The 3236-nt window shown below is 25.8% G+C and carries 2 protein-coding genes and 1 rRNA gene; 1 reads left to right on the top strand and 2 read right to left on the bottom strand.

Annotated elements, in window-relative coordinates; translation table 4 throughout:
* Together ACXYRN_RS04280 and ACXYRN_RS04275 are read right to left on the bottom strand one after the other, a co-directional pair.
* Positions 1–508: ribosomal RNA gene (locus tag ACXYRN_RS04280) — 16S ribosomal RNA — on the bottom strand; the annotation flags it as partial.
* A gap of 153 nt (positions 509–661) precedes the next feature.
* Positions 662–1348, bottom strand: coding sequence for a hypothetical protein (locus tag ACXYRN_RS04275; RefSeq protein ID WP_435129272.1), 687 nt, complete (start codon positions 1346–1348; stop codon positions 662–664).
* Positions 1349–1397: 49 nt separating this feature from the next.
* On the opposite strand from ACXYRN_RS04275, the gene ACXYRN_RS04270 reads away from it, so the two are divergent.
* Positions 1398–3143, top strand: coding sequence for a hypothetical protein (locus ACXYRN_RS04270; RefSeq protein WP_458607784.1), 1746 nt, complete (start codon positions 1398–1400; stop codon positions 3141–3143).
* Positions 3144–3236 lie beyond the last annotated feature (93 nt).

Below are 3236 nucleotides of genomic sequence, written 5' to 3'. Positions count from 1 at the left end.
ACATAGTTAGCCGTTGCTTTCTGACAAGGTACCGTCAAGGTATTAACATTTCCTTTAATACTTTTTCTTCCCTTATAACAGCAGTTTACAACCCGAAGGCTGTCATCCTGCACGCTGTGTCGCTCCATCAGACTTTCGTCCATTGTGGAAAATTCCCTACTGCTGCCTCCCGTAGGAGTCTGGGCCGTATCTCAGTCCCAGTGTGGCGGATCAGTCTCTCAACCCCGCTAAACATCATCGTCTTGGTAGGCCTTTACCCTACCAACTAACTAATGCTCCGCACCCCGATCTCTTAGTGGAGCAAATGCTCCTTTAATTTAACTTTTATGCAAAAGTTAAAGGTATCCAGTATTAGCGATAATTTCTCATCGTTATCCTAATCTAAAAGGTACGTTAAGTACGTGTTACTCACCCATTCGCCGCTAAGTTATAAATAACTTCGCCCGACATGCATGTATTAGGCACACAGCCAGCGTTCATCCTGAGCCAGGATCAAACTCTCGAAAAAATTGACTGTCATGTTTTATATCTAGTTTTCAAAGAACTTTTACTTATAGTAAAATATAAGCAATAATTATTATATTGCAAACAAAAATAAACAAAATTATTTTATTTTTTGAATGCTTAACTATTATATGATAAAAAATAAAAAATAAAAATTTTATTTTATATTTTCTGAATATATTAACTCTAAATTTTTTAACTTTATTAATTCAAATCCTTTATAATCAATATTCATATCTTTTAGTTTTATAAAACTTTTAAAGTATCAAACATTAAACGAAAAAGAAATAAAAAAGAAGATTACAAAGAAACAATAAAGGAGAATATCTATGAATTTTTCATAAAATTCATTTTGTAAATATTTTAATAAAAACATCAAAGAGATAAAAACAATAAGATAAATTATATAAAAAGTAATCATCGAAAATGTCAATCGCATTAATCTTAACGAATATTTGCAATTTATGTATTTATTATAATCATTGAGATTACAGCTTAATCGATATGAATCTAATAAGATGTCATCATAAATTAATGGAACAAAGATGAATATTGCTCTTTTTACCTTGTTATTGAATTTTACCTTATACATTAACTTTGTTAGAAGTATCGCTCTCATTACATAAGATATAATCAAAATTAAAATAATTATCAAATATTCAATAATGTTTGTTTGAAAGATGTAAAAATTAATATTCAATTCATTAGTTAGTTCATGTGATAGTTTACTAAGGATAAAAATTGATAGTAATAATCCTAAAATTAAAATAGTCATCATTATAATTAATATCCAACTTGTAATCGGTACCATTAATTCGATTCACTTTTTAGTTTTCTTTTTCATTTAAAAATTATAAAATATTAATAACAAAATAAAACTATTTAGGTAAATTATGAAAAAATTAAAAAAATATATGTTGATTCATTCATCGCTTATTGCTGCTTCTGCAACTGTGATTGGGGTAGTTTTATTTAGTGATATAGGTATTTTTGCAAACAAAAGCACCGACAAATTAAATGATTCAAAAAATCAAAAGCAAAATTTTGTTAATTTTGATATCGACACAAATTCAAAACCTGATTTGCTTAATAAGCAGAATCGAGCAGATATTAATATTTATTTCACAACCCGCGGAACAGATGTGTATTATGATTTAATTCGACTATCAATGCTATCTAAGAGTGAAAATTATTTTTTTGTTTTACCTAATAATTCGCTTGTTCAAAGTAGAATGGACGCTAAATTATTAGAGAATTTTTATAACAACCAAAGAGTTGATGTAAAAAATAAAAATTCTAAAGTAATTAAGATTAAAAAAGGTGAAGATGAAGCAGTTTTATCACAAGTTGAACATATAATTAATTCAAATCCATACAAAAGAATCAACATTTGAACTAATTCTAATAATTTTGAACGTTCTGTTGATTATGCTAATTTATCGACTTACAAAAATGTGCAAATTAACGGATTAAATCAAGATACATCAATTGGTTTTAGTATTTTATATAAAGGTTTTGATCCAAAATTTCGCAGTGAATATTTTGATTCAACAAACAAGGTTTGAAATTTGTATAAAGGAAAATTCTTAAATTCATATAATCAGTATCTTTTATCAATAAACTTTAATCATATTAATTATTATTGAAGCACATCTGAAATAGCCAACAGATTTAATGAAAATTATCTAAAAAATAATTTTGCTTATTTTAATGATGATAATGAAACTTTGAATAATTTGCTTACTAAAACAAAAAGTTCTGATAATAAATACTTAATAACTTATTTTACTAATATTATTGGAAATAATTGACAAAAAACTAGAGATATAATTGAAAGTGATATTTATAAAAATAAAAAGAAACCCTTATTAGTTTTAGGTCGTGGAAGCAAAAGCGATTTTAATGATTTAATAACTGTTGTAGCAAAATATGCAAACGATTATAATATATATTATAAATCAGATCCGGGTGCTGATGCAGTTTATAAAGATATCGATTTATTGCTTCATCCAGGTAATAAAATTTCATATACACAAAATACTTATATAAATAATGTTGTAACAACACAAAAACAAGAATATACAATTTCACAAAACACTATCGTAAGAACAATTGATAACTTTTTAAGTTATGAAGACTTAATTAAATATCATGCAAACCAAACAGATGGTTTTTGATTTAATAAATATATAAGTTTTAAAGAAGATGATGATAATTTAAAACTAATTAACAACAAACGTAATGAATTTAGTGATTTTATCGGTTATTTTAATGTTGATAATGTTTATATTTCATCAGATTCTAATAACAGTAAAATCAGAAATATGTTCCAATCGCAATTAGATAAATTGATTTCTTCTATTGCAACAGAAAACTACAAAATCGATATCAAAACAGAAGCAATAAATATCCCAATTGACCAACTAAAACCCAGTGACTTTATCTTTTCAAGCAATGATAACTCTTTATTTGTAGTTCCTGCATTAAAAGATATTAAAATCATAAATTTTGATCGCTCAAAAAAATCAATTACATTTAAATATCCAATAACAGTAAGAATTTTTGTTTGAACTAACAGCAGTATTTCGAAAATATATGAAAATTTCAAGGATACTCGTGTTTTTAATCAGTTAAAATAAATCATTTAAGTCCATAAAACAGACTTAAATGATTTTTGTTATACTCCTGAATTTCCCACTTTAATGTATTAAAAAATCGTTTAAGCCTTAAAC

The sequence above is a fragment of the Mycoplasma sp. 4423 genome (genome assembly GCF_054353855.1).
The sequence above is the reverse complement of the archived record's forward strand: the minus strand, read 5'-3'. Positions and strand labels throughout refer to the sequence as shown.